The sequence below is a fragment of the Bartonella sp. MU37NMGALS genome (assembly GCF_042194015.1).
GTDB lineage: Bacteria > Pseudomonadota > Alphaproteobacteria > Rhizobiales > Rhizobiaceae > Bartonella > Bartonella grahamii.
The window spans coordinates 1-2,585 of record NZ_JBHIML010000051.1 but is presented as its reverse complement, the minus strand read 5'-3'; the positions used below and the strand labels follow the sequence as shown (position 1 = coordinate 2,585).

Sequence of the window (2,585 nt, the reverse complement as noted above, 5' to 3'; positions counted from 1 at the left end):
GAACAACAGAATTTACAAAAAGGTTCTGATGGCAAGGTTCATGTTTTCCTCAATGGTATTTTTACAACACCAGATGATGCAGCCCATAATGCGGTTCAGTTGGCTGATAACAAGAATGATCCACACTATTTTCTGATGTTCCCTCATAGCGATTCGCGCTTGGTAGAGTTGTTCATTGCAGGGTATCAGTATGCTCTAGAAGGTAAGTTGGGTATTTTGACCAATTCGACGAAGAAGTACCAGAATCTGTTGTATAGCCTTGGCAATATAGGATTGCATACTGATGCGCATAGCCGCGGCAGTATGACAGCGGGCAATGGATCGCATGATTTAGAAAAGCATGGTGTTCATGGTATAGCAAAGAAAACAACGATTAATTTCTTTGGACCAGCTTATAATACTCAAAACATGGCAGATACGTTATATATCTTAAGTGATGGAAAGCAGGATTACGTAAACTTGGAAAATCATAAAAATGACTTTGTTGGTACAAAGATTGGCAAAAATCCTTACACTTTTGAGCAAATACCTCCTGGAAGTGGTCCTTGGAAAGAAGCATGGCAAATATTTAAGGGCTACCCCAGTGTCCATGCTTGTTATGGTAATGCAGGTTCAATATGTCGACAGGCTTATGGATTACCTAATCGTACGCCAATTTATTCAAAATATTCAGGAAGAAAAAAATGAAGAAAATCTTGAAATTATTAAGTGGTCTCATTCTGTTAAATATTGCTGGATGTAACATCGACAAGCCTCCACCAGGAGTTTTGAGTGCATGGGAGAAACCAGGAGCAGATTTTACTGAGGTAGGAAAAGCATTGTTAGAATGTGGTATGCCAACCCCTTATGATGTTTTTCCAGAAAATAGAAAGCTAAGCATCAATGCAGAGGCTTCCATCGATGCTTGCATGATTCAAGCAGGATTCCGCTACAAATGGGGAGGACCATATTGGTGTTATACTTTTAGAGCTGAAAACCTTCCCATTTGTCGTCCAGGTGCTGTCATACCACAGCGCAGTGTCAAGAAGCGTTTGAACAGCCCTTTTTGTAAAAAGTATAAAAATGCACCTGAATGCCAGCCTTAAGTCTTGCTTCAGCAGAGAAAGCCTTGAATTTACACCAAATAAAGCACCAGGTTGATGAGCTTGAGAAAGCCTTGTCCGTCCTTACGTGACAAGGTTTTCTTTTTATGCCGCGTCGTTATAACGTTGCTGTTTTGCTTGCTCGATGACATTCAAAAGATCCGATTGTAACCAACGGGACAAAAAACCAAATTTTAAAGGTTTTGGGAGAGAGCCATTGGTTACATGACGGCGGAATGTTGAAACACTCATATGAAGCAATTTTGCACTTTCACGGTCTGTTAAAAGAATATCATTTTCTGTCATATTAAAATCCTTTCACTATAAAAATGGTAACAAATCATAACTATTTATTAACCACATTTTGGTTCATTTAGAAAGATGTTTTATTCATAGAAAACAATATTTTATTATACAATTTCTGATGTGATACGTGATGAATCTTATTGAGAAAGAATGAGAGACAAGAGAGCTAAAGTTATCCACAGATAATGGGGTTATTCACCCCATATTTTAGGTTTGACCCGTGACATAAGCCGCCCATTTATCCATATAGACACGGCGCTGTTCTAGATAATCAGTACGACGATAGGCACGCTCTACTTTGCCGCCAACTGTATGACTTAGAATAGTTTCAGCGACCTCATAGGGGGCATCGGTTGTTTCAGCAAGCCAATCGCGTAAACTAGAGCGAAAACCATGCGGGCAGGCTTCAAGTTTATTGTCTCTCATATATTGAGCCATACACTTCTCAGCGAGGGGACCGCGACCTTTAGCAGAAAAAAAGAAATCATTACGAGAAAGCAATCGTGCTTGTTTTAAAATGTCTAATGCTTCAGTTGATAAAGGCACGCGAAATTCTTTTGTTGTATCACGCTTTCCTTTCATATTTTCAGCAGGTATGGTCCATATATCCCCATCAATTTGATCTTTATGAATATGACGTAAAGAATTGGTACGAACACCTGTCAGAATAAGCAAACGCAAAGCCAGTTGTGTTATGGTTGATGCTTCACAGAGTGTTTTATAAAAAGCCGGAACCTCTCTCCAATCCATGGCTGGTCTATTAGTGACCTTATGGCGTTGTTTTCCTAAGAGAGCTTTTGCTTTTTCTACAGCTTGTAAATCAACATCTACACCTAATGCAGCCGCATGTTTGAGACAAAGATTAAGACGTATCAATGCTGTTCGAGCAATTACAGCCTTTGTATGCCAAATGGGAGCAAGTGTATTGCGTATCTCTGTTTGCGTAATCTCTGAAACGGGTAAACAGCCTAATTTAGGGAGAATATGAAGGCGTAAAGGTGTAAACCATTTACCATTTTTACCATCACCTTTTAATTCAGCTTTACGAGTTTCAAAAGTATCTAGTGCAATATCTTTTAAATAATGGAGATTGCTTATTGCCTCACGCTTTTGTTTTTCACGTTCTTTAATAGGGTCACGCCCCTCACGTAAAACAGCCCGCCACCCAGTTGCCAATTCACGGGCTTGTTTTAAAGA

3 protein-coding genes and 1 pseudogene are annotated in these 2,585 nt (G+C 39.5%); 2 read left to right on the top strand and 2 right to left on the bottom strand.

The features are described 5' to 3' along the window. Together ACFIJP_RS08740 and ACFIJP_RS08735 are read left to right on the top strand one after the other, a co-directional pair. Nucleotides 1-687: pseudogene (locus tag ACFIJP_RS08740) on the top strand (filamentous hemagglutinin); the annotation flags it as partial. Next, nucleotides 684-1,085 (top strand): hypothetical protein, encoded by a 402-nt coding sequence (locus ACFIJP_RS08735; RefSeq protein ID WP_375627004.1) that lies wholly within the window; start codon nt 684-686, stop codon nt 1,083-1,085. The pseudogene ACFIJP_RS08740 and the gene ACFIJP_RS08735, both read left to right, overlap by 4 nt. A 102-nt stretch (nt 1,086-1,187) precedes the next feature. On the opposite strand, the gene ACFIJP_RS08730 is transcribed toward ACFIJP_RS08735, so the two are convergent. Continuing rightward, on the bottom strand, nt 1,188-1,388 hold the full coding sequence (locus tag ACFIJP_RS08730; protein ID WP_015856172.1) for an AlpA family transcriptional regulator: 201 nt from the start codon (nt 1,386-1,388) through the stop codon (nt 1,188-1,190). Nucleotides 1,389-1,595: 207 nt separating this feature from the next. Beyond that, on the bottom strand, nt 1,596-2,585 hold a 990-nt coding region (locus ACFIJP_RS08725), incomplete at its 5' end, for a tyrosine-type recombinase/integrase (RefSeq protein ID WP_375627003.1).

Bases quoted from the DNA above. Each gene is read 5' to 3' on its own strand.
- ACFIJP_RS08730 (WP_015856172.1), bottom strand. From the start codon at position 1,388: ATGACAGAAAATGATATTCTTTTAACAGACCGTGAAAGTGCAAAATTG.
- ACFIJP_RS08735 (WP_375627004.1), top strand. From the start codon at position 684: ATGAAGAAAATCTTGAAATTATTAAGTGGTCTCATTCTGTTAAATATT.